The organism is Ruegeria sp. HKCCD8929 (genome assembly GCF_013031405.1).
Classification (GTDB): Bacteria; Pseudomonadota; Alphaproteobacteria; order Rhodobacterales; family Rhodobacteraceae; genus Ruegeria.
The window spans coordinates 75,308-101,038 of the sequence record NZ_WPZY01000014.1 but is presented as its reverse complement, the minus strand read 5'-3'; the positions used below and the strand labels follow the sequence as shown (position 1 = coordinate 101,038).

At 63.3% G+C, this 25,731-nt stretch carries 24 protein-coding genes; 16 read left to right on the top strand and 8 right to left on the bottom strand.

Going from position 1 to position 25,731, the window contains the following annotated elements:
- Positions 1 to 219: 219 nt before the first annotated feature.
- Together GOX53_RS19340 and GOX53_RS19335 are read right to left on the bottom strand one after the other, a co-directional pair.
- Complete coding sequence (locus GOX53_RS19340) at positions 220 to 2,562, bottom strand: PIG-L family deacetylase (protein WP_171179242.1); 2,343 nt, start codon at positions 2,560 to 2,562, stop codon at positions 220 to 222.
- A gap of 10 nt (positions 2,563 to 2,572) precedes the next feature.
- Entirely contained in the window at positions 2,573 to 3,739 is a 1,167-nt protein-coding gene (locus GOX53_RS19335; protein WP_171179240.1) for an ROK family transcriptional regulator, read from the bottom strand.
- 102 nt (positions 3,740 to 3,841) lie between these two features.
- Between GOX53_RS19335 and GOX53_RS19330 the strand changes: the two genes are divergently transcribed.
- From GOX53_RS19330 to GOX53_RS19295, 8 genes are all read left to right on the top strand, one after another.
- Positions 3,842 to 5,101 (top strand): extracellular solute-binding protein, encoded by a 1,260-nt coding sequence (locus tag GOX53_RS19330; RefSeq protein WP_171179238.1) that lies wholly within the window; start codon positions 3,842 to 3,844, stop codon positions 5,099 to 5,101.
- Between the two features lie 58 nt (positions 5,102 to 5,159).
- Positions 5,160 to 6,047 (top strand): carbohydrate ABC transporter permease, encoded by an 888-nt coding sequence (locus GOX53_RS19325; protein ID WP_171179236.1) that lies wholly within the window; start codon positions 5,160 to 5,162, stop codon positions 6,045 to 6,047.
- Complete coding sequence (locus tag GOX53_RS19320; protein ID WP_171179234.1) at positions 6,048 to 6,917, top strand: carbohydrate ABC transporter permease; 870 nt, start codon at positions 6,048 to 6,050, stop codon at positions 6,915 to 6,917.
- On the top strand, positions 6,914 to 8,392 hold the full coding sequence (gene argH / locus GOX53_RS19315; protein ID WP_171179232.1) for an argininosuccinate lyase: 1,479 nt from the start codon (positions 6,914 to 6,916) through the stop codon (positions 8,390 to 8,392). Before GOX53_RS19320 ends, argH begins: the two co-directional genes overlap by 4 nt.
- 2 nt (positions 8,393 to 8,394) lie before the next feature.
- Positions 8,395 to 9,453 (top strand): ABC transporter ATP-binding protein, encoded by a 1,059-nt coding sequence (locus GOX53_RS19310; protein ID WP_171179230.1) that lies wholly within the window; start codon positions 8,395 to 8,397, stop codon positions 9,451 to 9,453.
- Positions 9,450 to 10,298, top strand: a complete 849-nt coding sequence (locus GOX53_RS19305) for a carbohydrate kinase family protein (protein ID WP_171179228.1) — start codon at positions 9,450 to 9,452, stop codon at positions 10,296 to 10,298. The genes GOX53_RS19310 and GOX53_RS19305 overlap by 4 nt, the downstream gene beginning before the upstream one ends.
- Positions 10,299 to 10,429: 131 nt before the next feature.
- The gene (gene rlmN, locus GOX53_RS19300) at positions 10,430 to 11,611 is read left to right on the top strand and encodes a 23S rRNA (adenine(2503)-C(2))-methyltransferase RlmN (protein ID WP_171179226.1); all 1,182 of its coding nucleotides are present in this window, start codon (positions 10,430 to 10,432) and stop codon (positions 11,609 to 11,611) included.
- Positions 11,612 to 11,690: 79 nt separating this feature from the next.
- Positions 11,691 to 12,077 (top strand): phage holin family protein, encoded by a 387-nt coding sequence (locus GOX53_RS19295; RefSeq protein WP_171179224.1) that lies wholly within the window; start codon positions 11,691 to 11,693, stop codon positions 12,075 to 12,077.
- Between the two features lie 99 nt (positions 12,078 to 12,176).
- Here GOX53_RS19295 and GOX53_RS19290 read toward each other — a convergent pair whose 3' ends face one another.
- The 3 genes from GOX53_RS19290 to GOX53_RS19280 form a co-directional block, all read right to left on the bottom strand.
- On the bottom strand, positions 12,177 to 13,292 hold the full coding sequence (locus GOX53_RS19290) for a cystathionine gamma-lyase (RefSeq protein WP_171179222.1): 1,116 nt from the start codon (positions 13,290 to 13,292) through the stop codon (positions 12,177 to 12,179).
- Positions 13,293 to 13,398: 106 nt separating this feature from the next.
- Positions 13,399 to 13,686, bottom strand: coding sequence for a hypothetical protein (locus tag GOX53_RS19285; RefSeq protein ID WP_171179220.1), 288 nt, complete (start codon positions 13,684 to 13,686; stop codon positions 13,399 to 13,401).
- Positions 13,687 to 13,733: 47 nt separating this feature from the next.
- Complete coding sequence (locus GOX53_RS19280; RefSeq protein ID WP_171179219.1) at positions 13,734 to 14,576, bottom strand: LOG family protein; 843 nt, start codon at positions 14,574 to 14,576, stop codon at positions 13,734 to 13,736.
- Between the two features lie 99 nt (positions 14,577 to 14,675).
- On the opposite strand from GOX53_RS19280, the gene GOX53_RS19275 reads away from it, so the two are divergent.
- The 4 genes from GOX53_RS19275 (at position 14,676) to GOX53_RS19260 (ending at position 17,615) form a co-directional block, all read left to right on the top strand.
- Positions 14,676 to 15,593 carry a threonine/serine dehydratase gene (locus GOX53_RS19275; RefSeq protein WP_171179217.1) on the top strand — a complete coding sequence of 306 codons (918 nt, stop codon included), beginning with the start codon at positions 14,676 to 14,678 and terminating at the stop codon, positions 15,591 to 15,593.
- Positions 15,594 to 15,637: 44 nt separating this feature from the next.
- Entirely contained in the window at positions 15,638 to 16,237 is a 600-nt protein-coding gene (locus tag GOX53_RS19270) for a GntR family transcriptional regulator (RefSeq protein ID WP_171179215.1), read from the top strand.
- A 106-nt stretch (positions 16,238 to 16,343) separates the two neighbouring features.
- Complete coding sequence (dapD, locus tag GOX53_RS19265; protein ID WP_171179213.1) at positions 16,344 to 17,171, top strand: 2,3,4,5-tetrahydropyridine-2,6-dicarboxylate N-succinyltransferase; 828 nt, start codon at positions 16,344 to 16,346, stop codon at positions 17,169 to 17,171.
- A 99-nt stretch (positions 17,172 to 17,270) separates the two neighbouring features.
- On the top strand, positions 17,271 to 17,615 hold the full coding sequence (locus GOX53_RS19260) for a hypothetical protein (RefSeq protein WP_171179211.1): 345 nt from the start codon (positions 17,271 to 17,273) through the stop codon (positions 17,613 to 17,615).
- Positions 17,616 to 17,621: 6 nt separating this feature from the next.
- On the opposite strand, the gene GOX53_RS19255 is transcribed toward GOX53_RS19260, so the two are convergent.
- Positions 17,622 to 18,677, bottom strand: a complete 1,056-nt coding sequence (locus tag GOX53_RS19255) for a transporter substrate-binding domain-containing protein (protein ID WP_171179209.1) — start codon at positions 18,675 to 18,677, stop codon at positions 17,622 to 17,624.
- A gap of 212 nt (positions 18,678 to 18,889) precedes the next feature.
- Between GOX53_RS19255 and dapE the strand changes: the two genes are divergently transcribed.
- Positions 18,890 to 20,035 (top strand): succinyl-diaminopimelate desuccinylase, encoded by a 1,146-nt coding sequence (gene dapE, locus GOX53_RS19250; RefSeq protein ID WP_171179207.1) that lies wholly within the window; start codon positions 18,890 to 18,892, stop codon positions 20,033 to 20,035.
- Positions 20,036 to 20,163: 128 nt separating this feature from the next.
- Positions 20,164 to 22,422, top strand: a complete 2,259-nt coding sequence (rnr, locus tag GOX53_RS19245) for a ribonuclease R (RefSeq protein WP_171179205.1) — start codon at positions 20,164 to 20,166, stop codon at positions 22,420 to 22,422.
- Here rnr and GOX53_RS19240 read toward each other — a convergent pair.
- Positions 22,413 to 22,799, bottom strand: a complete 387-nt coding sequence (locus GOX53_RS19240; protein ID WP_171179203.1) for a DUF1801 domain-containing protein — start codon at positions 22,797 to 22,799, stop codon at positions 22,413 to 22,415. The two genes, rnr and GOX53_RS19240, sit on opposite strands and share 10 nt — an antisense overlap.
- Positions 22,796 to 23,494 carry a glutathione S-transferase family protein gene (locus tag GOX53_RS19235; RefSeq protein WP_171179201.1) on the bottom strand — a complete coding sequence of 233 codons (699 nt, stop codon included), beginning with the start codon at positions 23,492 to 23,494 and terminating at the stop codon, positions 22,796 to 22,798. Before GOX53_RS19235 ends, GOX53_RS19240 begins: the two co-directional genes overlap by 4 nt.
- An 86-nt stretch (positions 23,495 to 23,580) precedes the next feature.
- Between GOX53_RS19235 and GOX53_RS19230 the strand changes: the two genes are divergently transcribed.
- Both GOX53_RS19230 and GOX53_RS19225 read left to right on the top strand, forming a co-directional pair.
- Complete coding sequence (locus GOX53_RS19230) at positions 23,581 to 24,291, top strand: YafY family protein (RefSeq protein ID WP_171179199.1); 711 nt, start codon at positions 23,581 to 23,583, stop codon at positions 24,289 to 24,291.
- A 63-nt stretch (positions 24,292 to 24,354) separates the two neighbouring features.
- Positions 24,355 to 25,686: a lytic murein transglycosylase gene (locus GOX53_RS19225; RefSeq protein ID WP_171179197.1), complete on the top strand. Its 1,332-nt coding sequence runs from the start codon at positions 24,355 to 24,357 to the stop codon at positions 25,684 to 25,686.
- Positions 25,687 to 25,731 lie beyond the last annotated feature (45 nt).

Sequence of the window (25,731 nt, the reverse complement as noted above, 5' to 3'; positions counted from 1 at the left end):
GCCACCCAACTGCCGCTCGATCCGTCTGCCAGACTATCGCCCACAGGGGCGAATTGACAACTTTCATTGCAAATCCGTCAATTTCGGACCCGATCTGTTCCGGGGTCCGAGCACTTGTCGGAGCGGTTTCGTCGCAAGAGATTTCGGAATGCGACGGCGCTCAGGTCGTCGTGACGATCAACAGCCGCCACGTTTCATCGACACGCTGCGCGCACCGTTTCACCCGACACGCTTGGCCAGCAGATTGGCAATCAGCCGAAACGCACCGGGGGTCAGTGTTTCCATCTGATGATGCAGGATCAGCGAGGTATGGACGTGCCGCCCGCGCCCCACATCGGCAGCCAACAGGGCCCCGCGCAGAGGCGCCTCCCCGGCATCGTTCATCGCAACAAGCGGGATGTAAGCCGCATCCCAATCCTTGGCGAAATACAGCCCCCGCTCCTTATCCCACCCCGCCCAGTCTGCGGCGGCAATGTGGTTCGGAGTGGTCAACAGCGGATGATCCGGGGCCAGTACTGTGACCGTGGCGTTTTCATCTGTCACGCGCCAGCGAAGAGAGGGCTGACCAATCTCCAGCCGGTAAGGGGCGGTCCGGTCAGGGTCCCAATTGTCCCAAGGGCGATGATACAGGGTGACCAGAGTGCCGCCCGCGCGCACCCACTCATGTATGCGCGGCATGGCGTCGGCCAGATCGGGGCAGGACTTCATCGCAAAAATACCGATCACTAGCGTGTCGCAAGCCGACAGCGCGGCATCGGTCAGTGGTGCGCTCGACAAATCCGTGACCGTCAGCCCCATCCGGCCCAGCCAGAGCCCCACCCGATCGTTCCCACCGCCGATATAGCCGACCGTTACGTCCGGAAGCCTGTCATCGACCACGCGCACCTGCGCAACCGCCGGGCGCGCCACGGCCCGGGGCGCCGTGTGATCGCGTCGTATCAGGTCCACGCTTTTCGCATCTTGCCCATCCAGCGTCAGCGCCAGTTCATAGAGCCCGGGCGCCACATCGACGGGTGCGGTCACGGTCAGGCGCCCTTCGTATTCAGTGACGCTCCAACCGCTTGGCACACGCAAACCCGGTTTCGCTGCGGATGGCGCGGTGCCACTGACCGCAATCTCCACCGTTCGGCGCGTATCGTCGAGATTGATCAAATCCGTCTCGGGTGAGACCGCAGCGGAGCGCCCTGGCAAGACCACCGGTGGCACCTCAAACGGCACCCCAAGGGTCGTGGTGACGCCATGCACCGTCAGGTCCACATCGACACGAGGGGCAGCCGCGCGGCCCGGCAGATAGACAGTCGGATACGGGTTACTGATGGCAGTCTCTGCGCTCAGCGTCACGGTCTCATCGCTCACCGACCACCCCTCCGGCAAGTGAGGGGTCGCCGTGACCTCACCGGTTTCTGCCGTGATCTCGCTCAGCCAATTCGTTCTGTCGCCGGGGTGTAGCACCTCGTCCTGCAAGGCCGCGCGCGCGTCCACGCCCGCTGCCAGATGGATCACGCGGGTCAATTGCTCGTCTTTTCGGGCCAGCTTGTGCCCGACCTCGCGCAGCGCCTCGGCGGGGCAAGCCTGCACTGCCTCGCGGAGCGCCTGCACCGCCGCACACGCATGGCTCAGAACCTCCGCGGTGTTTGGAAACGCCGCCATCGCGGCGTAGCACGCATCCTGCACCGCAACCAGCCCGGGCACATCCAGATCCCGCAAGGTAAGTGCCAGACCCGCGCCCAGATCCTGATCAGGCCCGGCCACATGGGATCGGGCCAGATGCAGGGGAAAGTCCGTTTCTGCCCCCGCCGGAACCCACCGGCCCATCCCCTGCGTTGCATGCAGCACGCGGCTTTGCTGGCTTATGCGGGCATAGCTCCACCCGGTCACGGGGTCCCGACCGGAGGCCGGAACGGTCAGGGTCGCAGGCGGCGGTGGCTCATCGTCGTCATAGGATTGCCCCGCCCCGGACCATGCAGGCAGATACATCTTCCTGACCTGCCACACCGGCAGATCGCTGCCCGTGAAGCCGGGATCGGCGGCAAGATCCATGACCCGATGCGCGGCTTCGGTCATCGCGCGGTGGTGACCGTGCTGGCCGGGCACATCGAGGAAGGTCGGGCAGATGATATCGGGCCGCTCGGTGCGGATCACATCGACGAACCGCGCAAGCGTCCGGCCGCGGTCCCATTTGGCCAGCGTCTCATCGCCCGACTTGGAAAACCCGAAATCACAGATCGAGTCCTCCGGGCCGGTCGACAGCCAGTACATCCGCAGGTCAAGCCGGTCGCAGGCAGCCTCCATCTCGGCGGTCCGCAGGGCACCAAGGGCCGCGCCGCTTTCCGTCCCGATGTCGTTTTGCCCGCCTTCGCCCCGGGTCGCGCAGGCATATGAGATGTCCACCCCGTCCCGAAACCGCAGGGCGGCCAGCATGGCCGAGGTTTCGTCATCCGGGTGCGCGCCCGTGTTCATGAAGGACACCGTGCTTTGCAGCGCGGTCAGCGCCTGCCACAGGGCGACAATGCGCGGGCGGTCCCGTTCTGCGGCAATGCGGGCCTGATCTGAAAGCGGCATGGCGGGTCCTTCAATGTATGTTGGAACCGGGCGCACCAAGCGCCCGGTTCAGGATCAGTGCCGCCGCCCCCAAAGTCGCCGTCATCCGCCCCGAGGCGCCGCGGATCAGGCGGGGATGAGGGGCGTGCGGACGGTTTGAAACCGACAGATCCGGCAAGGGTGTCCGGGTCACCAGATGATCCAGAATAGCGTCCGGCATGGCGCCGCCCAGCACCACGGCCTGCGGATCAAACATATTCTCGACAATCGCCATCGCGTGCCCCAACGCAGTGGTTGCGGTCTCAAGCCATGCCATCAGGTCGGGGTCCCGCTGTTGAAACAGCCGATCCAGCATATCGATGTCACGCGCCTCTTTCCCGGCGCGCCGCAGATGGCGCTGCACGGACAGGCGGCTTAGCGCGTCCTCCAGCTTGCCGCCAAGCCCCGGGATCGGGATATGACCGATCTCACCCGCGTTGCCATAGGCGCCGCGCACAAGCTGGCCATCATGCACCAGCCCCAGCCCCAGCCCGGCGCCAAAATAGAGATAGGCAAATGACGCGATGCCCTGCGCAACCCCGTTGATCCGCTCGGCCATTGCGGCGGCATTGGCGTCATTGCTGAGAACCACGGGCAAACCAAGCCTCTCGGCAAACAGGGCCTCGGCATCGATCTCCTGCCAGCCGGTCAGATCGGATCCCATCCCGGTTATCCCGGTCACACCAAACGGACCGGGCATCACCACGCCCGCGCCCAGCATCCTGTTTCGGGCCACAGGCTCCTGATCCAGCATCTGGGTGTGCAGGTGCGCGACATGGTCCATCACCGCGTCGGGCCGGTTGCCCCGCAGCGCAACCCGTTCGGTTGCCACCGCATTGCCCTGCATGTCCAAAAGCGCGGCAAAGATCGCGTCGGGGCGCACCTCGATCCCCAGCGCATAGCCGCCCTTCGGGTTCAGCGCGTATTGCATCGCAGGCAGACCGCGCCCGACACTCAGGCGGCCCTTCTCCAGCAGCATTCCATCCTGGCACAGCTCGGCGATGATGTTGCTGACGGTCTGCGTGGTCAGCGACAGGGCGCGGGCAATCTCGGCGCGGCCAATGGCGCCAGCCTCGCGAACCTGCCCCAGAACCGCTTGCCGGTTGCGGTACCGGGATCGCTCGGCATTGCTGCCTTTGGGTTTGGTTTGGACGATCATGTGACCGGATTAACTCAAATCATTTGAATTATCAATTCAATTGAGTTAACTCTGATCCATGAGTTCGAAAACGAACCGCGACGGCCATATGGGAGACTTAAGATGAAGACGCATTTCAGACGCCTGGCGCTGGCCGGGCTGACAACCTCTGCCGTGTTATTTTCCAGTGCCGCAAGTGCTGTTGAGATCGAATACTGGCAGTATTTCTTCGATGCCCGGGTCGAGGCGATGGAGACGCTGATCAAGAATTTCGAAGCCGCGAACCCCGACATCACCGTCAAGATGACCCACTTCCCCTACGCGGATTACCGCACCAAGGTCGCGGCGGCGATTCCGGCAGGTGAGGGGCCGGATGTGGTGCAACTGTTCTATGGATGGCTGAACGACTATGTCGATGCCGAGCTGATCCAGCCGCTGCCCGCCGACAGCTTTCCGGCAGACAAGATCGATGCCGAGTTCTTCCCGATGGTGCAGGCCATGAAAGACGGTGACGCCTATTGGGCACTGCCGACCGCCGTGCGCAGTCTTGCGTTGTTCTACAACCAACGCCTGTTCGACGAGGCCGGTATCGGCAGCCCGCCCGAGACGCTCGACGAACTGATGGAGGTCGCCCGCGCCCTGACCAAGACGGATGCGGCCGGGAACATCACGCAGGTAGGCATCACCGCCGGTATGACCGCGCAGGATCATCATTGGTGGCGCGAGGGCCTTGTGCGTCAGTTCGGCGGCGAGCCTTACGCCGATGACTACAAGACCGTGAACTACAACAACGAGGCCGGTGTTGCCGCCCTTGGGTTCTACACGGATATGTTCCTTGGCGATCCGCCGGTCACCGCCATCGGTTTCATGGATGAACCCCAGGCCGCGTTCAAAGCCGGGCGCGCCGGGATGCATATCGACGGGTCGTTCCGCATCGGGTCGCTGAACGGCACGCGCGGCCTCAAATGGGGTGTCACCGAGCTGCCCGCCAATGCGGACGGCACCCGGTCGAACTATTCGTCCTATTGGGTGAATGCGATCACCACCAAGGCCGAGGGCGAGAAATACGACGCCTCGGTCAAATTCATGGAATACGTCACGTCAGACGAGGCGATGCAGATCTGGCTGGATGTGGTGGGTGAGCTGCCGGCCAAACCGTCGGTCGGCCTGACCGATGCGAACAAGAATGACGAGACCTTTGGCCCCTTCATTCGCGGCCTGGCCTATGCCAACACCACCAAATTCGCCAACGAATCCGATCAGCGCCAGTTGATGGTGGAAATGGTCGAGCGGATTCAGCTTGAAAACATGGACCCGGCCGAAAGCCTGGCCATCGCTGCCGAAGCTGAACAAAAGTTGCTCGACGAATACTACGCCGACTAGGCGGACTTCGCCGCCCCGGTCTCTCCCGCCGGGGCGGTGTTCCATCAGGGCAGGGCATATGTATCAAAAACTGACCATCCGCCAGAAACAGATCGTCTGGGCCTGGGCGTTTCTCGCAGTGCCGGTTCTGTTTTACTGCGTGATCCGGTTCTACCCGACCGCCAACGCGATGCTGATCTCGTTTCAGGACTGGAACCTGCTGGGTGACCGGACATGGGCGGGCTTTGAGAATTACCAGAAGCTCTGGAACGATCCGGTATTCTGGAAGGTCTTCAGGAACACGTTTGTCTATCTGCTGCTGGGCACACCGGTCAGCCTCGTGCTGTCCTTCGTCATCGCCTACCACCTCGACAAGCTGCGGTTCATGCACGGCTTTCTGCGAATGCTCTACTTCCTGCCCTTCATGACCTCTGCCGTGGCCATGGCCTGGGTCTGGCGCTGGTTCTATCAGGACGTGCCGATCGGGCTGTTCAACAACATACTGGCGGGCTTCGGCATCCCGCAGATCTCATTCCTGAATTCCACCACCAACGCGCTCCCGGCGGTTCTGGCCCCCGCCGTGTGGGCCGGGCTGGGGTTTCAGGTGATCATCTTCATGGCCGGGCTGCGCGCGATCCCCACCAGCTATTACGAGGCCGCCAAGATCGACGGCGTGGGCTGGTTCACGGTGCTGACCCAGATCACCCTGCCGCTTTTGCGCCCAACCATCATCTTCATCGTGGTCTTCTCGTCTATCGGGTTCCTCCGGATTTTCGATCATGTCTTCAACATGACAACCAACAATCCCGGCGGGCCGCTGAACTCGACCAAACCCCTTGTCCTGATGATCTACGACACCGCCTTCAACGGTTTCGACATGGGCTATGCCGCGGCACAGACCGTCGTGCTGTTCACCATCCTGCTGATCGTCTCGCTCATTCAGCTGCGTCTGCTGAGGAGCGAATAGATGGCCGATATCGTCCCCTCCGCCGAGGCTCTGCTGACCACCCAACCCGCCAAACGCCCGCGCAACATGGGGCAGATCATCCGTTGGTTGCTGCTGTTCTTGGGCGGCGTGCTGATGGTGATGCCCCTCGCCTACATGATCTCGACCTCGCTGAAATGGCCGCATGAGGTCTATAACGTCAACCTCATCCCTGAGGAACCGACGCTGGAGAACTACACCTTTGTTCTTGAGGATGGCCGGTTCTACCTGTGGTTTCTGAACTCGATCATCATCGCCACGATCACGACGATCTGTAACCTCCTGTTCGACTCGCTGGTGGGCTACACCCTGTGCAAGTTCCGCTTTCCCGGGCGTCAGATCGTGTTCATCGCAATCCTGTCGACGCTGATGATCCCGACCGAGATGCTGGTGATCCCGTGGTACCTGATGTCCCAGGCCTTCGGCTGGCTCGACAGCTACTGGGGCATCATGTTTCCGGGGTTGATGACGGCCTTTGGCACCTTCCTGATGAAGCAGTTCTTTGAGGGCGTTCCCGACGATTTCATCGAAGCCGCACGGATCGACGGCCTGAATGAGTTGCAGATCTGGTGGACTGTCGCCATGCCGCTGGTGAAACCGGCGCTGGCGGCCCTTGCCATCTTTGTGTTCCTCGGCAACTGGACCGCGTTCCTGTGGCCGCTCATCGTCACCAATTCGGTGGACATGTACACGATCCCCGTGGGCCTGTCGGGCTTTGGGGACGAGGCCGACGTCGCATGGGAACTGATCATGACGGGCGCGGCAATTTCCACCATCCCGACCCTCGTCGTGTTCCTGATCTTCCAGCGGTTCATCATCCGAGGTGTTGTCATGGCGGGGCTCAAAGGATGACCGACGACAGCAAATTTCCCGACCCCACCTACAAGGACACCGTGCTTGCGCCGCTATTCGAAGGCGTCAAAACCCACTACGCCGCCCATATGATGGCGATCAATCAGGCCCATCTGGTGATGCTGGTCGAAACCGGAATTCTGACCCGGACAGATGGCGGCCTAATCGCCCATGCGCTTGACGCAATCGACAAGGAAACCGACGTCCCCGCGCTCGTCTACACCGGCGAGCATGAGGATTACTTCTTCTATGTCGAGGCCGAACTCAAACGCCGTTTGGGCGATCTTGGCGGCGCGCTTCACACGGCCCGGTCGCGCAACGACATGGACCACACCGTGTTCAAGATGGCGCTGCGGGAACGGGCCGAGGCTGTGCTGGCGCAAATCACGTCACTCACCGAGGCACTGATCGCCAAGGCCCGGGACGAGGCCGACACCCTGATCGTCGCCTATACTCACGGCCAGCCCGCTCAACCCACCACATTCGGTCACTACTTGGGCGCAATGATCGAGGTGCTGAACCGCGACGCACAGCGACTGTCTGCGGCCATCGACACCCTCGGGCACTGTCCCATGGGGGCCGCCGCCATCACCACATCCGGGTTCCCCATCGACCGCGCCCGCATGGCGAAACTGCTGGGCTTCGAAGGCCCGCAAGTGAACTCCTATGGCTGCATCGCGTCCGTCGACTATGTCACCGGGCTCTACTCGGCCATCAAACTGGTGTTCCTGCATCTGGGCCGCGTCGTGCAGGATCTGGCCTTCTGGTCCAGCTTCGAGGTCGGGCAGCTCTACGTCCCCAATGCGCTCGTCCAGATCAGCTCGATCATGCCGCAAAAGCGCAACCCGGTGCCGACCGAACATATGCGCCACCTTGCCTCGGTCACCTGCGGGCGCTGCGACATGGTGGTGAACACCATGCACAACACGCCGTTCACCGACATGAACGACAGCGAGGGCGAAGTGCAGCAGGCCGGGTACGCCGCGTTTGAAAGCGGCGGCCGGGTGCTTGAGCTGATGGCCGCATTCCTGCCCGCCTGTTCGATCAACTCGAACAGAGTGCGCCGGAACACGGATGCGGCCAGCATCACCATCACGGAGCTTGCCGACACGCTGGTCCGGGACGAGGGGCTGACCTTTCGCCAGGCGCATGACATCGCCGCCCATGTTGCACGGGATCTGGACGGCAAGCCGCTGTCCGGGGGGTTCGGCGCGTTCCAAACGGCCTTCCGCGCCGCCACCTCCCGCGCGCCCGCGACGGACGAGCAGGGGTTCCGAGCCGCCGTCAGCCCCGAAACCTTTGTTGCGCGCCGCGACCGCATTGGCGGCCCCGCCCCGGCGGCTCTGGACGCGGCCCTTGTGCAATACAGCACCGATCTCGATGCCCTGCGCGCACGGGCGAGCCAACGGGCAGCGCGGGTCTCGGCCGCAGCCACCGCCCGCGCCACCGCCTTCGCCCAATTGCTGGAGACCTGATTTTGGCCAACCTCGCCCTGCGCAACCTGACCAAATCCTATGGCACGACAGAAGTGCTGCACGGCATCACTCTGGACGTTGCCGACGGCGAATTCGTGGTCTTCGTCGGCCCGTCGGGATGCGGAAAATCCACCACGTTGCGGATGATCGCGGGGCTTGAGGAAACCACCAGCGGCATCATCGAAATCGGCGGGCGCGAGGTGAACAACCTTGAACCCAAAGAACGCGACATCGCGATGGTGTTTCAGAACTACGCCATCTATCCGCATATGTCGGTCAAGAAGAATATCGCCTTCGGCCTGCGATCCTCCAAGATGCCAAAGGCCGACAAGGAAAAGCGAATTCAAGAGGTTGCCGGCATCCTCGACATGACCGACCTGCTGGACCGCAAGCCCAGCCAATTGTCCGGCGGCCAGCGTCAGCGCGTGGCCATCGGGCGCGCCATGGTGCGCGACCCGGCGGTTTTCCTGTTCGATGAACCGCTCTCGAACCTCGACGCCCAGCTGCGTACCCAGATGCGGCTTGAGATCAAGAAACTGCACCAGCGGGTCGGCAACACGATCATCTTCGTGACCCATGATCAGGTCGAAGCGATGACCATGGCGGACCGGATCGTGATCATGAAGGATGGCCATATCCAACAGGTCGGCACCCCGACCGAGGTCTTTCACAAACCGGCAAACACCTTTGTTGCGCGTTTCATCGGAGCCCCGTCCATGAATCTGCTTTCTGGAGAGTTGGACGGTACTCTGGTGCGCCTGAACGCAGATCGGCAGGTCCGCATCCCCGGGGTGGCTGCCGGGGGCGCAACAAACATCCTGCTTGGCGTCCGGCCCGACGATCTCCACCTCGACAGCGCCAACCCGATCCTGTCCGGCAAGGTCACGCTGCTCGAACCCTTGGGCGCCGAGACCCTGATTTACGTCGACACCCCGTCGGGCGAAATCATCGCCAAGGCGGATGGCCGAAACCCGCCGCAGGTCGGCGACGCGGTGCAGCTGGGCGCCGCGCCTGAAAACCTGCATGTCTTCGACAGCGCAAGCGGCGAGGCTTTGACGTGAAAAAGCCGATCCTCTGCGCGGGCAGGCTCTATTGCGACCTGGTTTTCGTCAACACACCCCGCCTGCCCACACCGGGGACCGAGGTTTTTGTCCCGGGTCTCACGCTGCACGCCGGCGGAGGCGCGTTCATCACCGGGGCGAACATGGTGGCGCTGGGCCATGCGGTGTCGCAGTTTTCGACCCTGCCCGCAGCGCCCTTCGACGCCGTTGTCCGCGCGGACATGGCCCAATATCGCGTGGATGCCAGTGCCTGCGCGACAGCGGCGGACGGGATCGACCCGCAAATCACGGTGGCGATCTCCTGCGCCGAAGACCGCGCCTTTCTGACCCGGTCCGATGGCCCGGCAACGCCCGATCCCGCTGAAATCGACCTCGGCCAATATGCACATCTGCATATCGGCGAGTTACGCACATTACAGGAACAGCCCGATCTTTTGCGTTTGGCCAAATCGGCCGGTTTGACCGTCTCGCTCGATTGCGGATGGCAGGACGCATATGCCGAAAACCTGTCGGAATTGATCTCAGCGGTCGATGTGTTCCTGCCCAATGAGGCCGAAATGACCGCGCTCCGCGCCGCTGGTACTGATGCGCTCTGCGCACCTCTGACCGTCGTCAAAAACGGCAAAAACGGCGCCCGCGCACGATCTCGGTCCTGTAACGCATGGATCCTCAACGGCGCCACGCCCGTTGAAGTGTTGGACGCCACAGGGGCAGGAGACGCGTTCAACGCCGGGTTCCTTTCATCCTGGCTGGAGCGGGCACCGCTGGAGCAGTGCCTTGCAAACGGCAACGCATGCGGTGCGGCTGCCGTGCAGGCACTCGGCGGCGCGGGAAACCTGAAATAGCGGCGCACGGCTACGTCCAAGCAACGCCACTCCGCGTTCAAATCCGCATGCGTTCCCGCACGAAATCTTTTGATCTTCGCGCGCATTCCTATATAGAGGCGCATCCCTGCGACCAGCCCGAGTCCTTACCCATGTCTGCCAAAGCGCCGATCACTCAAGATGTCATGACCATCCCCCGCAAATTGCCCGAGGGGAAGTTGAACCTGGTGGGCCTCACCCGCGATCGTCTGCGCGAGGTGCTGATCGAACATGGCACACCCGAGAAACAGGCGAAGATGCGGGTGAACCAGATTTGGCAGTGGATCTACCAGTGGGGCGTGCGCAACTTCGCCGAGATGACCAACCTCGCCAAGACTTACCGTGCGCAACTGGCCGAGAGCTTCGTCATCGAAATCCCCGAGGTTGTGACCCGCAAACTGTCCGAGGACGGCACCCGGAAATACCTCGTCCGTATCGCAGGCGGGCACGAGGTCGAGGTCGTCTATATCCCCGAAGAGCGGCGCGGGACGCTGTGCATCTCGTCTCAGGTGGGCTGCACGCTGACATGTACATTTTGTCATACCGGCACTCAGAAACTCGTACGAAACCTGACAACTGCCGAAATCGTCGGCCAGATCATGATGGCGCGCGACGATCTTGACGAATGGCCGGTTCCGGGTGAACCCAAGGACGAAACCCGCCTTCTGTCGAACATCGTTCTGATGGGTATGGGCGAGCCGCTCTACAATTTCGAGAACGTCCGCGACGCGATGAAGATCGCGATGGACCCCGAGGGGATCTCGCTGTCGCGCCGCCGTATCACGCTGTCCACCTCGGGCGTAGTGCCCGAAATCGCGCGCGCAGCCGAGGAAATCGGCTGCCTGCTGGCGATCTCGTTCCATGCCACGACAGATGAAACCCGCGACGTTCTGGTGCCGATCAACAAGCGTTGGAATATCGAAGAGTTGCTGCAAGCGCTGGCCAGCTATCCCAATGCGTCGAACTCCGAGCGGATCACTTTCGAATACGTGATGCTGGACGGGGTGAACGACAGCGACGAGGATGCACATCGTCTGATCGAGCACATCAAGCGCCACAATATCCCTGCCAAGATCAACCTGATCCCGTTCAACGAATGGCCTGGCGCGCCATACAAGCGCAGCTCGAACAACCGCATCCATGCCTTTGCAAACATCATCTACCAGGCGGGATATGCCTCACCCATCCGCACCCCGCGCGGCGAGGACATCATGGCCGCCTGCGGTCAGCTGAAGTCGGCCACCGAGCGCGCCCGCAAGTCGCGCAAACAGATCGAGGCCGAGGCGGGTCTTTGAAAAACAAGGTGAAATCGGACTGAGGCCGGTCTAGTCTCGCATTCAACATTTATGCGAATTGAATGCGAGGTATCGTCTCATGTCCCGACGCATCATGTCGGTGCTTGCCCTGCTGGCGGGTAATGCCATCGGTCTGCTGCTGGCCGCATTTCTGCTTGACGGGTTCAGGATCGCGCCACTGTCGCTGATCATCGTGGTGGTTGTTTTCACGCTGGTGCAGGTGGTTGCCGAGCCGCTGATCGCGAAGCTGAGCGAGCAGAACATCCCGGCGCTCAAGGGCGGGATCGCACTGGTGGTGACTTTTGTGGGGCTGCTGGCGACCGACCTGATCACGACAGGCCTGACCATCGGCGGCATCGCCAACCTGTTGGCGGCGACGTTGCTGGTGTGGCTGGGCGCGCTGATCGCGGCGGTGGTGCTGCCGATCTATGTGTTCAAGGAGTTGCGGGCACCGAAAGCGAAATAACAGAGCGCGGCGCGGCGGTTACGTCGGTGATAATGCGAGGCTCTGCCTCGCGCTCCGGGATATTTTTGAACAGAAGAAGGGGCGGGCGAGTGCCCCTGTTCATATGGTGTCGAGGGCGTGTTTGATCGCTTGCCACAGTTCCTCGACCGGTTCGCACCCGACTGACAGGCGGATGAAGGCGGGATCGACCGCATCGCCCCAGCGCAGGCGGCGCTCGGCAGAGGTGTGGACGCCGCCAAATGAGGTGGCGGGCCGGATCAGAGGGCAGGCGTTGATGAAAGCCTCGGCCTTGTCTTCGCTTTCCAGCGTGATCGACAGCAGGAAGCCGAAGCGGATGCATTGCGCCTTGGCCAGCGTATGTGATGGGTCGGTTTCCAGACCGGGATAGCGGATCTGTTTCACCGCCGGGTGGGCGGCCAGACGCTTGGCCAGCACCTGCGCCGAGCTGCACATGCGGTCGAACCGGACATCCAGCGTCTCAAGCCCCCGGTGCAGGAGCCAGGCCTCATGCGGGCCGGGGATGCAGCCCGAGATTCTGCGCCAATCTTCAACGGCTTGCATGATCTCGGCATTGCGGCTGGCCACATGCCCCATCAGCAGGTCGGAATGGCCGCCCATCGCCTTGGTGTCCGAGGCCACAACCACATCCACGCCCAGATCCAGCGGGCGCTGGCCCAGTGGGGTCAACGTGGTGTTGTCGGCGATGGTGATGCCGCCGGCCGCGCGCACGGCCTGCGCCACGGCGGAGAGGTCGATCATGTCGAGGCCGGGGTTCGACGGGGTTTCAAGGAACACAACGTCGAACCCGTCAAAGCCGCCCTCGGAGAAGGCCGTCGTCGGGCGCTGCTCGACCGTCACGCCCAGATTGAACAGGAACCGTTCGGCCAGCAATCGGGTGACGTAGTAGCCGTCGGACGGGATCAGCACCCGGTTCCCGGCCTTGAGCGTGGCAAAGAGGGCTGCCGAAATCGCGCCCATGCCTGACGGGAAGGCCAGACAGGGGGCATCTTCGAGATGGCTCAGCAAATATTCCAGATGCTGCCAGGTTGGGTTGTCCACACGCCCATAGGTCGCGAAATCCTCGGGCTGGCCGGGCAGGTGGAACATGCTGCTCTGGGTCAGCGGGAGAGCAACCGCGTCACCCTTGTCCAAAGCGTTGCCGCGCAGATGCAGCATCGCGCCGGTGCGCGGGGGCGTCTTGTGGGGCGTGCTCATCAGGTCCGGCTCTCGTCGAATTGCTGTCCCTTGCCCTCTAGCACTCAAAAGCGTTTGCAGAAAGTGGAATGCCTGCGCCCGGGGTGGCTGGTGAGAGCCAATAGCGTCAGATCGACACCAAGGCCGGGCCGTCCACGGCGCCGGTATTCGTGCCGCCTTCACTCGGTCTGGTGTCGGTGCGCATATGCTGCACGGCTTCGCGCACCCGGTTCCAGGTGCCTTCGTCCGGATAGACCATGACAATCAGCCCCTCGGTCGGGCCGACCCGGACCAGATGGCCGCTCTTGGCGCCCATCGCTTTGAGCTGACTCAGTTTTTCCTTGGCGCTGGAAATCAGCGCCGCCTCGTCCAGGGTCTCGTCATAGGTCCAGTTGGACACGGTTACATATTCCATCGGCCTCTCCCTTGGATGTCGGTTGGCCGAGTGTAGCACGAATCGCTTCAGCGCCCCGGAATCACGTCGCGCGGGGGGGCCGGGGTCCAGTTGTCGATCAGTTCCATCGCCTCTTGCGCGGTATCGACATAGCGGAACAGGTCCAGATCCTCTTCCGAGATGGTGCCTGCATCGGCCAGCGCCTCCCAGTTGATCACCCGCTCCCAGAACTCGCGGCCGAACAGCAGGAACGGCACCCGGTCCATGCGCCCGGTCTGGATCAGGGTCAGCGATTCAAACAGCTCGTCCATGGTGCCGTAGCCGCCGGGGAAGATGGTGATGGCACGGGCGCGCATCAGGAAATGCATCTTGCGGATGGCGAAATAGTGGAAGTTGAAGCTGAGCTCGGGCGAGACATAGGCGTTTGGCGCCTGCTCATGTGGCAGCACGATGTTGAGCCCGATGGAACAGCCCCCGGCATCCTGCGCGCCGCGGTTGCCCGCCTCCATCACGCCGGGGCCGCCGCCGGTGACGACCACGTTCTCGCGGCAGCCGCTGTGCTTGGATTTCTCGGTCATCAGCCGGGCGAATTCGCGCGCCTCGTCGTAGTATTGCGACAGGTCGGCCAGAGTCTGCGTGCGTGCCTTGTGCTTCTGCGACGGCTCGGGGATGCGGGCGCCGCCGAACATCACGATGGTCGAGGTGATCTCGCGCTCGGCCATTATCATCTCGGGCTTGAGCAGTTCCAGCTGCAGGCGCACCGGGCGCAGTTCATCCCGGCACAGGAAATCCTCGTCCGCAAAGGCCAGCTTGTAGGCGGGTGACCGGGTCTGCGGGGTGTCGGGCACATGGCTCGCGGTCGAGCGGTCGGTATGCGCGTCGCGGAAGGGGCTCAGGCGGTCTTCTTTCATTGCGGGGGATCCCTGCTTGCTTGTTTTCCCAACAGCTATAGGGTTCGCGGCCGGAGCGCCAGTGTTCGGCGGTGACAGGCCAGTGACAGGGATGTGAGCATGGATTGGAAGGCAGAGATTTCGGCGGCGGCAGATCGCATTGCGGGCCATGTGCAGGTGACTCCGGTGATCGAGGCGCGGGGGTTCGGGCTGCAATTTCCCGTCGAGATGAAGCTTGAGCACATGCAGCACACCGGCAGTTTCAAGGCGCGCGGGGCGTTCAACACGCTCTTGTCCCGCGAGGTGCCCGGGGCGGGTGTGGTCGCGGCCTCGGGCGGCAATCATGGCGCGGCGGCGGCGTATGCGGCGCGGGCGCTGGGTCATCCGGCCAAGATCTTTGTGCCAGAACTGGCGGGCCCATCCAAGATCGCGCTGATCGAGGGGATCGGGGCGGATCTGACCGTGGTGCCCGGTGAATACGCCAACGCGCTGAGCATGGCGCAGGCGCATGAGACCGAGAGCGGCGCGATGCAGATCCACGCCTATGATGCGCCCGCAACCGTGGCTGGGCAGGGCACCTGCTTTGCAGAGTGGGAGGCGCAGGGGCTCTCTGCCGACACCGTTGTGGTCGCCGTTGGCGGCGGGGGTCTGATCGGCGGCGCGCTGGCCTGGCTTCAAGGTGCGCGCAAGGTTGTGGCGGTTGAGCCCGAAACCTCTTGCGCGCTGCATGCGGCGTTGCGGGCGGGCGCGCCGGTGGATGTCGAGGTTTCGGGTGTTGCCGCCAACGCGCTGGGTGCCCGCCGGATCGGGGATATCTGTTTTGGGCTGGCGCAGGGGATGGCTTCGGTTCTGGTCTGTGACGAGGCGATTGTGGCTGCGCAGCAGGCGCTTTGGGCCGAGCGGCGGGTACTTGTCGAGCCTGCAGGTGCGACGGCTTTGGCCGCGCTCATGAGCGGGGCATACCGGCCTGAACCGGGCGAGCGTGTTGCGGTTCTGGTTTGCGGCGGGAATATCGCGCCGTCGCCGGTTTTTGCGTGAATTATCCGCTTGAGGCGGCTGCGCGCCGATTTTATCTATAATCTATGACAGCCACCATCGCCGACACCATCTATGAACGTCTCAGCCAGCAGATCGTTACCGGTCAGCTGGTGGCGGGCGAAAAGCTGCGGCAGGACCATATTGCCCGCGCCTTCGAGACCAGTCATGTGCCGGTGCGCGAGGCCTTGCTGCGGCTCGAAGCGCATGGGCTGGCCCACAGCGAGCCCCGGCGCGGCATGCGGGTGACAGCGCTGGACCCGGCCGAGATCCGCGAGGTGATCGAGATGCGGGTGGCGTTGGAAACACTCGCCCTGCAGCACGCGGTGCAGAATATGACCCCGGCTGAGGTCAGGGCGGCGGATGACGCACGCATCGCTTGTGATGCGGCAGCGGATATGCCGGCTTGGGAGGCGCGCAACCGCAGCTTTCACCGGGTGATCCTGGCGCCTTGCGCGATGCCACGCCTGCTGCACGCGATCGACGATCTGCACATCGCCAGTGCCCGGCATCTGTTTGCCCATTGGCGCCAGAAATGGGCGCAGCGCAGCGACGCGGATCACGCCGCCATCGTGCAGGCGCTGAAGCGCAAGGACGCCGCTACGGCCTGCGAGATTCTCAAGCGGCATATCCGGCGGGTGCGGTAAGGCGGCCACCCCGCCGCAAAGGGGTCGATCTTCGTCGCATTGCGCATTGGCCGTCGCTTCCTTATAGGCCACACAAACACGACGGGATTCTGCAGGGAGCACAGCCATGTCCAACGCACAACTGGAAGCCGCCATCGAAACCGCCTGGGAGGCTCGTGACACGATCACCCCCGCCACCACTGGCGAGCAGCGCGAGGCCATCGAGGACACGCTGAACGCGCTGGACAGCGGCTCGTTGCGGGTGGCTGAAAAGCAGGGTGATGGCAGTTGGCATGTGAACCAGTGGGCCAAGAAGGCGGTTCTGCTGGGTTTTCGCATCAAGGACATGGAGATTCAGATCGGCGGCCCGCAGGAGGGCGGCTGGTGGGACAAAGTGGACAGCAAGTTCGCCGGTTGGGGCGAGAACCAGTGGCGGGCGGCGGGTTTCCGTGCGGTGCCGAACTGTGTGGTCCGCAAATCGGCCTATATCGCGCCGGGCGTGGTGCTGATGCCGTCCTTTGTCAATCTCGGCGCCTATGTGGACGAGGGGACCATGGTCGATACCTGGGCCACCGTCGGGTCCTGCGCGCAGATCGGCAAGAACGTGCACCTGTCGGGCGGCGTGGGTATCGGCGGCGTGCTGGAGCCCATGCAGGCCGGGCCGACGATCATCGAGGACAACTGCTTCGTCGGAGCCCGGTCTGAGGTGGTCGAGGGCTGCATCGTTCGCGAGGGCTCGGTCCTTGGCATGGGCGTGTTCATCGGCAAATCCACCAAGATCGTGGACCGCGAGACCGGCGAAGTGATGTATGGCGAGGTGCCGCCCTATTCGGTGGTCGTAGCTGGCTCGATGCCGTCGAAGAACAACATCAGCCTCTATTGCGCGGTGATCGTGAAGCGGGTGGACGAAAAGACCCGCTCGAAAACCGGGATCAACGAGCTGCTGCGCGACTGATCTGTCAGAAGAAGTTCAAGTTTGCCGGGCCGTGGAGGGGCGTTCTTCGCGGCTCGGTTTCGGTTGACCGCTGAGGTGCCGGTCGTTAAGGCGGCGGCCATGGAAAAGCAAAAGAAACCATCACGCCAGCAGGTCTATACGCTTCTCGTTCAGATCGGACGAAAGGACGGGGACGGCCTGCCCGAAGGCGCCACAGGGGCGGCGCTAATGTGCTTTGCCAGCGGCGTGGATGAGGCCGAGGCGGTGCGCGAGACCGTGGCGATCCTCAAGCAGGCCGATACCGCCCCGCTGGACGTGACTGGCTATGGCACTCTGGCCGAGCGCGAGGCCGAAGGGCATGAGATCGGTGATGAGGAGCGCGCGCTGATGCAGCGGGCGCTTGAAGAGAACGCGGTGATCGTCGCGCAGATGACGCCGTTCTTTGATGACCCCGGGCAAGCCTAGGCAGGTCTAGTTCGGTATCCCGAACCATTTGCGGTAAATCTTGTCATAAGTACCGTCCTCCCGCAGGCCGAGCAGCGCCTGATTGACCTCTTCGATCAGAGGTGAGCCGGTGGGGAAGGCAATCCCGTAGTTTTCACGCAGAAAGATGCCGCCTGCCATGGTGGCGATATCGCGGCCTTCGTGGTTGGCGTAATAGGACAGGACAGGGGCGTCGAACACGACCGCATCCAGCTTGCCTTCCTGAAATCTTTCCAGCATCGGGTCCAGCCCGGCAAAGCTGTCATATTCAACCTCGCGCCGATCCAGAAACGCGGCGGCGGTCGAGTCGCTGATCGTGCCGACGCGCTTGCCGTAAAGGTCATTCACCGAATTGACGGTTCCGGTGATCGCGTCCACCGTCATGACCGAGGTGATCCGGGCGGTGAAGACGGATACGATGAACAGGGATGAGATCACCAGCACAACGCCGAACAACCGCCCGAACACGGTGCGCGGCACCCGTTCCTCGAAACCTCCGTTTACCACCAGGTTCAGGGCCCACCAGAATGAGGGGAACCAGGCCTCGTTCAGGGTTCGGTCGAAATAAGGCTGGGCGCGACGCTCGAAATACCACATCAGCATCCCGCCGGTCAGCAGGATCGCAAAGGCCAGTCCGATTGCGATGAACAGATCACGGGACAAAAGCGCCTGCATCAGTGACGGGCGTCGGGTCGACTCCGAGGGCACCATGATCTGCAGCCCCGCTTCGAAGATGGGCTGGCTGAAGTCCATCTTGGATTCACGCGCGGCGGTGATCGAGATATTGGCGATGGCAAGGTCCGCGCGGGCCTGCTGAACCCGGGTCAGCATGTCCGAGAAGCCATCCGAACGCACGATCCGAAAATCCCACTCCAGCGACTCGGCAAGGGCGTCAAACAACTCCACCGAAAACCCGGTCTCTTTCCCATCCTCGACAAATGAGAACGGGGGCCGTGTCACGGTCGATACCGTGAGGGTCTGAGCCTGACTGGCCTGAGCAAGGGCCGTAACAGTCAGAATAAGCAGGACGAGGATAACGCGCATCTGGAGTGTCTACCTGTTTAGTCGCCCACTAGCGCAGATTTTGTCGCCCGAGCAAGGCGGCCCCTGGGTAAACAGGCCGGATTGTTGCAGGAATTCCTGCAATTGGGCGGTGTCCGCGGCTTTATTCCCGCGTTTTCTGCCCGGCGGGCTTGGCATCGGGGGTATTTCATAGAATGAGTGAGGGAAATGAGGCCACCATCTCCGGAGTTCAAATGACGCCTATCGACCCCGCCCGGCTGACCGCAGATCTGATCCGTTGCCCCTCGGTAACACCCGAGGAGGGCGGGGCGCTGGGCGTTCTGGAGCAGGTGCTCGGCGCGGCGGGATTTAACTGTGTGCGGGTGGATCGTGGCGATGTGTGCAACCTGTTTGCCCGGTGGGGGCAAAAGGACCACGCGCGCACGTTCGGCTTCAACGGCCACATCGATGTAGTACCGGTCGGGGATGAGGCGGCGTGGACTCTGCCGCCTTTTGGCGCCGAGGTAAGGGACGGCGTGATGTATGGCCGGGGTGCCACGGACATGAAGTCGGGCGTCGCGGCCTTTGCCGCCGCTGCCGTCGATTTCGTACAGCAGACGCCGCCGGAGGGGGCGGTTGTCCTTACTATCACCGGGGACGAAGAAGGTGATGCCGTGGACGGCACCACCGCGCTGCTCGATTACATGGATCAGGCGGGCGAGCGCATGTCGGTCTGTCTGGTGGGCGAGCCGACCTGTCCGGATCGAATGGGCGAGATGATGAAGATCGGGCGCCGCGGCTCGATGACCGCGTGGTTCACGGTCACCGGCGTTCAGGGGCATTCGGCCTATCCGCACCGGGCGAAAAACCCGCTGCCCGCCATGGCGCGGCTGATGGACCGTCTGGCGAGCCACGAACTGGACCGGGGAACAGACCATTTCGACGCCTCTACATTGGCGGTCGTCACCATCGACACCGGCAACCCGGCCACCAACGTGATCCCGGCGCAGTGCACCGGCACCGTGAACATCCGCTTCAACGATCTGCATACGGGCGCGGGCCTGACCGGCTGGATGCAGGCCGAGGCGGACCGGGTGGCCGAAGAATTTGGTGTCGAGATCGGGATCAAGGTGAAAATCTCGGGCGAGAGTTTCCTCACTCCGCCCGGCCCGCTCTCGGATCTGGTGGCAGCGGCGGTCGAGGCCGAAACTGGCGTGACGCCTGAACTCTCGACCACTGGCGGCACCTCGGATGCCCGTTTCATCAAGAGCCATTGCCCGGTGGTTGAATTCGGCCTTGTGGGCCGGACCATGCATCAGGTGGATGAACGGGCCGAGGTGGCGCAGATCCATCAGCTAAAGGCGATTTACGGGCGTATTCTGGCAGACTATTTCGCGTGAAATGGATCATCGGGCGGACCAGGAATCACGTACCGCGACGCACTTCTTGATCCGTAACCGCGCGTGACCCACGGCATTGCCCGTTTTTTGGTCATGACGCGGTCGTATCGCCGTGCTAGGGCGGAAACATGAAACGCATCCCCTCCAAGCAGGAGGTCCTCGACTGGATCTCGGCGAATCCCACTCTTACCTCGAAACGCGACATCGCCAAGGCCTTTGGCATCAAGGGCGCGGACCGGATCGACCTCAAGCGCATCCTCAAGGAGCTTGAGGCCGAGGGGCACTTGGAGAAACGCAAGCGCAGTTATTGCGATCCGGACCGGTTGCCGCCGGTCAGTGTGCTGCAGGTCAAGGCGCCCAATGCCGATGGCGATCTGTTCGCCCGTCCGTTGGAGTGGCATGGCGAGGGAGTCGAGCCCATCGTGCTGATCATCCCGCGCGCGAGCGATCCGGCGCTGGGCGAGGGTGACCGCATCCTGGCGCGCCTCACGCTGGTGCATGAGGAGGATCACAACTATGAGGCCCGGCTGATCCGGCGCATCGGCACCAACCCGCGCCGCATCCTCGGCCTGTTCCGCAAGGGCGCGGAGGGCGGGCGGATCGTGCCAATCGACAAGGCCGCCTCGAAAGAATGGCAGGTGTCCGAGGGTGCCACGCAAGGCGCAAAAGATGGCGAGTTGGTCGAGGCCGAGCAGGCGGGGCCCAAAAACCGCATGGGCCTGCCACGCGCGCGGATTGTCGAGCGGTTGGGCGATCCTTCGGCGCCCAAGGCGGTGTCCTTGATTGCCATTCACCAGCATGGCATCCCCGACGATTTCCCGGACAAGGTGATCGACGAGGCCGACAAGGCCAAGCCGGTGGGCCTGAGCGGGCGCGAGGACCTGCGCGACATGCCGTTGCTGACCATCGACCCCTCGGATGCGCGCGATCACGATGATGCGTGTTACGCCCATGCCGATGACGATCCCAAGAACCCGGGCGGCCATGTGATCTGGGTCGCGATCGCCGATGTGGCGGCCTATGTGCGCCCCGGCGCGGCGTTGGACCGCGAGGCGCGCAAGCGCGGCAACTCCACCTATTTTCCCGACCGCGTGGTGCCGATGCTTCCGGACCGGCTGTCGGGCGATCTGTGTTCGCTGCACGAGGGCGTGCCGCGCGCCTGCATTGCGGTGCGGATGCAGATCGACGCCGAAGGCAACAAGATCGGTCACCGGTTCGTGCGCGGGCTGATGCGCTCGGCCGCCTCGCGGAACTATGCCGAGGTGCAGGAGGCCATCGACGGGACCCCAAACGACCGCACAGGGCCTTTGCTAGAGCCGGTTCTGAAGCCGCTTTACGCGGCTTATGAGGCGCTGAAAAAGGCGCGCGCGGTGCGGCAGCCGTTGGATCTGGATCTGCCCGAGCGCAAGATCGTGCTGAGCGATGCGGGCGAGGTCCTGAGCGTGGCCTTCCGCGACCGGCTGGACGCGCATCGTCTGATCGAGGAATTTATGATCCTCGCCAATGTCGCGGCCGCCGAGACCCTGATTGCCAAACGCCGCCCGCTGCTGTTCCGGGTGCATGAGGAACCCGCGCCCGAAAAGCTGGAGTCCCTGCGTGAAACCGCTCAGGCGGCGGGGCTGAACCTGGCCAAGGGGCAAGTGTTGCAGACCCGGCACCTAAACGCGCTGCTGAACGCCGCCGCCGGGACCGACGAGGCGGAGCTGATCAATCTCAGCACGCTCCGGTCGATGGCGCAGGCCTATTACAATCCTAAAAACTTTGGCCATTTCGGGCTGGCGCTCAAAAACTACGCCCATTTCACTTCACCCATCCGGCGCTATGCCGACCTGATCGTGCACCGCGCGCTGATCTCGGCTCATGGCTGGGGTGAGGACGGGCTGACAGAGGATGAGATTGACCGGCTGGAAGACACCGCCAATCACATATCGGATACCGAGCGCCGCTCGATGATGGCGGAACGGGACACCAATGACCGCTATCTCTCGGCCTATCTCAGCGAGCGGGTGGGCAACGAGTTTTCGGGACGGATCAGCGGTATCGCCCGGTTCGGGGCCTTCGTGAAGCTGGACGAGACCGGTGCTGATGGGTTGGTTCCGGTGCGTTCGCTGGGGCGCGAGTTCTTCCATTTCGACCGCGAGGCCGGGACACTGATGGGGTCGGACACCGGGATGCTGATCGCCATCGGTCAACGGGTGACCGTGCGCCTGACCGAGGCGGTGCCGGTGACCGGTGGGCTGGAACTGGAGCTGCTGTCCATCGACGATCAGGCCTTGCCACGCGGACGCGGTCCGGCGGGCCGCGCGCCCCGACGCAAAGGTGCCAGCACCAAGCGGAAGAAAGACAAGATCAAACGCAAGATCGAGCGCAAGCGCCGTCAGAGGTGATAGGTCAGCGCCCGGGCGATCAGCCAGCCGTGCCGCGTCGGGTCGATCTGGCCCGGCGCATCGAACAGGATCGCCCGGTTGCCCTCGATCCGGTCTTCTCTGGGAAAGGCCGAGGTGAAATCGCCCATCAACCGGCTTTGACAATGTACGAACAGGGCAAACCGTGCCGATTTGTGCGCGCCTAGCCGGATGGTCGAGCCGCGCGGCGCCAGATAGGCGGGCTGGCCCCAGCGCAGCGCCTCGGTCAAGGGCTGCGCGTGGGGCACGGTGTCGGCTGTGTCGAAAATCAACTCGCGCAGCTCCATCAACCCGTCGCGGGTTGCGTCGGGAAAGGCGGCGAAGGCGTCAGCGACGGCAGGGTCTGCAAAAGGCCTCATGGCAGGCGTATCGTTTGTTCAATCCGGTCGATGTAGTCGCACAGCATCTTATCGTCTTCGATCCGCCGGGTCAGCGGTGTTTCCGCGGGCGTCGCGCGCATCGCGGCCAGCATCGGACCCACGCTCAGATCGGCGGAGGTCGGGGTCTCGCCCATCAGGAACGGTGATTGCCAGAGAAAGGCGGAGATTGCCTGCAGGTCACGCTCGACCCGATCCAGCCGTACAGTTTCCGAGAACCGGGAGACGCCTTGCATATCCAGCCCCTTCAGCACCGACTTGCGGATCGAATTCGAGACCGGTTTGCGGATCAGCGCCGGGATCGTGGTGAAAAAAGTGTCCCGCAGGACCGGCCAGACCGCATCATTGCCCCAGCGGTCCATCACGATGTGGAAATAGAGGTGATCCTCGGCCATCCGGATCAGGGCGCGGGACTGGCCCTTTTGCACGTCGCTGAGGCCCGCGTCGAATTCGGCCCCCTGCGCCTCAAGCCAATCGCGGATGGCGTCGCTGTCGGGCATCAGCCGTTCGGGCGTGCGCAGGACCGGGAGCTTGCGGTGGGGCATCTTGCGCGGGTCCAGCAGGTCGGAGCGTTGCCATGGCTGACCTGAAAGTTGCAGCATGTACGCCGCCTTGACGCAGAAGGGGCTGGCGCTGAACTGGCCGAAGGCAGAGGGGAAGGTGAGCAGTGTCAGCATTTCGGGGTCTCCGTATTGGGGGTCGGTCCCGAGGTTAGACGCTTCTCATGACAATTTCTGTCATCAGGGATAGGCTAGGCTATGTCATGACCCGTACCGCCCGCCTGTTCCAACTGATGCAAGCCCTGCGCTCGGGCACGCCGCCGCGTACCTCGGTCGATCTGGCGCAGGATCTGGGGGTGTCGGCGCGCACGATCCACCGCGATATCGACGCACTGCGCAGCCTTGGGGCCGTGATCGACGGTGAGGCCGGGTTCGGCTTTACCCTGATCGAAGACGCCACGCTACCGCCTTTGGGTTTCACCGATGATGAGCTTGAGGCTCTGGTTCTGGGCCTGCGCGAGGTCGAGCTGATCGGCGATCCATCGCTGTCCGCCGCCGCCGGGGCGGCGCTGCGCAAGTTGCAAGGGCGGCTACCGCAGCGCCAATCGCACCGGCTGAGCCACGCCATTCTGGCCGCTACACGGTTCGACCGCCCGGCCGCCCCCACAATCGAGGTTGCGGCGCTGCGGCAGGCCACTTGGGACGAACGCGCGGTCGAGTTCGCCTATACCGATGTGAAGGGCGCGCAAACCTTTCGCCGGGTTAATCCGCTGAGCATCGTCTACATGGACCGATCCAGCGTGCTGTTGTCCTGGTGCCATCTGCGCCGGGATTTCCGCATCTTCCGGCTGGACCGGATGCGCGGGATGGTGGTGACCGACGAGAGCTTTCGCCCCCAGCGGGTTCCGCTGCTGCGCTCGGCGCTCGAACGGCTCCGGGCGGAACGGGCGGAAGATTGCGGGCCGGACGCTTAGACGCTTTGTCGATGGCCGGTTTCGCGTTATCCTGATCCCGAGCAGACAATCGGGAAAACCGGAATGCGAACATGCGTGAGTGGCGCCGTCCTCGCCGTGATATGGGCTACGAATGTGTCGGGTGGCACAGTCAATCAAAAAATCCGGCCGCAGGAGCGGCCCCAAACACAGACCGGGCAGGGCGAGATCGTGCTGGCCGCAGCCGAGATCACATCTTCGGTTCGGCCGGTTTTGCGCCCAGTGCGTGAGGTGCAGCAGGTGACGGCAAGCAGTTCGAATGCACGGTTTGAGGCCTGGGTCGGCGCGTTCAAGCGCCGCGCGCTGGAAAAGGGAATTTCCAGCTCGACGCTGGATGCCGCGTTGCGCGGGGTGACATACGATCCCAAGGTCGTGAAACGCGACCGCAACCAGTCGGAATTTACCAAGACGATCTGGGATTATCTGGACAGCGCTGCCTCGGATGCGCGGATCAGGAACGGTAAGGCGGCGCTGGCCAAGCATCGCGCGACGCTGGAAGAGATCGAAGCCAAATACGGTGTTGAGAAAGAGATCGTGGCGGCGATCTGGGGGCTGGAAAGTGCCTATGGAACCTTTCGGGGCAGCGACAGCACCATCCGCTCGCTGGCCACGCTGGCCTTTGACGCGAGGCGGTCGGCGTTCTTTGAGGAACAGTTGATCGCGGCGCTGCGGATACTGGACGCGGGCGATGTCTCGGCCAGCAACATGCAGGGCAGTTGGGCCGGCGCGATGGGGCATACCCAGTTTATGCCGACCTCTTATCTGGACCACGCGGTCGATTTCACCGGCGACGGCAAGCGCGATATCTGGTCGGGCGATCCGACCGATGCGCTGGCCTCAACCGCGGCGTATCTGGCCGGGTTCGGCTGGACCAGTGGGCAGCCCTGGGGTGTCGAAGTGCGCGTGCCGGAGGGGTTCGATTATTCCAACGCCAAGCGCGAGTTGACGAAGAAGCCCTCGGATTGGGCCAGGCTCGGAGTCGTTGGGATGGATGGGCGGCCGGTGGCGGATCACGGACTTGCCTCGATTCTGTTGCCGGCGGGCGGGCAGGGTGCGGCCTTCATGATCTTTGACAATTTCGAAGTTCTGGAGCGCTACAACACCGCCGATGCCTATGTGATCGGGGTGGGTCATCTGGCCGACCGGATCGGCGGCGCCGGACCCATCCGCGCTAAGTGGCCGCGTGGCGATCGCGCGCTGAGCTTTGCCGAGCGCAAGGAGTTGCAGCAGCGGCTGACGCAGGCGGGGTTCGACACGCAGAAGATCGACGGACGGATCGGGCCGCTGACCATCAACGCGGTGCGGGCCTATCAACTGGCCGAGGGGCTTTTGCCGGACGGTTATGCGTCGCTGAGGTTGCTCGAGCGGTTGCGGTAGGTTGGGGGCTCTGCCCCCGCTGCCCTTGGGCATCCGGGGCTTCGC

What these genes read in the sequence shown, in the direction of transcription:
- GOX53_RS19340 (WP_171179242.1), bottom strand. Translation starts at nt 2,562, where the DNA reads ATGCCGCTTTCAGATCAGGCCCGCATTGCCGCAGAACGGGACCGCCCG.
- GOX53_RS19335 (WP_171179240.1), bottom strand. Translation starts at nt 3,739, where the DNA reads ATGATCGTCCAAACCAAACCCAAAGGCAGCAATGCCGAGCGATCCCGG.
- GOX53_RS19330 (WP_171179238.1), top strand. Translation starts at nt 3,842, where the DNA reads ATGAAGACGCATTTCAGACGCCTGGCGCTGGCCGGGCTGACAACCTCT.
- GOX53_RS19325 (WP_171179236.1), top strand. Translation starts at nt 5,160, where the DNA reads ATGTATCAAAAACTGACCATCCGCCAGAAACAGATCGTCTGGGCCTGG.
- GOX53_RS19320 (WP_171179234.1), top strand. Translation starts at nt 6,048, where the DNA reads ATGGCCGATATCGTCCCCTCCGCCGAGGCTCTGCTGACCACCCAACCC.
- argH (WP_171179232.1), top strand. Translation starts at nt 6,914, where the DNA reads ATGACCGACGACAGCAAATTTCCCGACCCCACCTACAAGGACACCGTG.
- rlmN (WP_171179226.1), top strand. Translation starts at nt 10,430, where the DNA reads ATGTCTGCCAAAGCGCCGATCACTCAAGATGTCATGACCATCCCCCGC.
- GOX53_RS19295 (WP_171179224.1), top strand. Translation starts at nt 11,691, where the DNA reads ATGTCCCGACGCATCATGTCGGTGCTTGCCCTGCTGGCGGGTAATGCC.
- GOX53_RS19290 (WP_171179222.1), bottom strand. Translation starts at nt 13,292, where the DNA reads ATGAGCACGCCCCACAAGACGCCCCCGCGCACCGGCGCGATGCTGCAT.
- GOX53_RS19285 (WP_171179220.1), bottom strand. Translation starts at nt 13,686, where the DNA reads ATGGAATATGTAACCGTGTCCAACTGGACCTATGACGAGACCCTGGAC.
- GOX53_RS19280 (WP_171179219.1), bottom strand. Translation starts at nt 14,576, where the DNA reads ATGAAAGAAGACCGCCTGAGCCCCTTCCGCGACGCGCATACCGACCGC.
- GOX53_RS19275 (WP_171179217.1), top strand. Translation starts at nt 14,676, where the DNA reads ATGGATTGGAAGGCAGAGATTTCGGCGGCGGCAGATCGCATTGCGGGC.
- GOX53_RS19270 (WP_171179215.1), top strand. Translation starts at nt 15,638, where the DNA reads ATGACAGCCACCATCGCCGACACCATCTATGAACGTCTCAGCCAGCAG.
- dapD (WP_171179213.1), top strand. Translation starts at nt 16,344, where the DNA reads ATGTCCAACGCACAACTGGAAGCCGCCATCGAAACCGCCTGGGAGGCT.
- GOX53_RS19260 (WP_171179211.1), top strand. Translation starts at nt 17,271, where the DNA reads ATGGAAAAGCAAAAGAAACCATCACGCCAGCAGGTCTATACGCTTCTC.
- GOX53_RS19255 (WP_171179209.1), bottom strand. Translation starts at nt 18,677, where the DNA reads ATGCGCGTTATCCTCGTCCTGCTTATTCTGACTGTTACGGCCCTTGCT.
- dapE (WP_171179207.1), top strand. Translation starts at nt 18,890, where the DNA reads ATGACGCCTATCGACCCCGCCCGGCTGACCGCAGATCTGATCCGTTGC.
- rnr (WP_171179205.1), top strand. Translation starts at nt 20,164, where the DNA reads ATGAAACGCATCCCCTCCAAGCAGGAGGTCCTCGACTGGATCTCGGCG.
- GOX53_RS19240 (WP_171179203.1), bottom strand. Translation starts at nt 22,799, where the DNA reads ATGAGGCCTTTTGCAGACCCTGCCGTCGCTGACGCCTTCGCCGCCTTT.
- GOX53_RS19235 (WP_171179201.1), bottom strand. Translation starts at nt 23,494, where the DNA reads ATGCTGACACTGCTCACCTTCCCCTCTGCCTTCGGCCAGTTCAGCGCC.
- GOX53_RS19230 (WP_171179199.1), top strand. Translation starts at nt 23,581, where the DNA reads ATGACCCGTACCGCCCGCCTGTTCCAACTGATGCAAGCCCTGCGCTCG.
- GOX53_RS19225 (WP_171179197.1), top strand. Translation starts at nt 24,355, where the DNA reads ATGCGAACATGCGTGAGTGGCGCCGTCCTCGCCGTGATATGGGCTACG.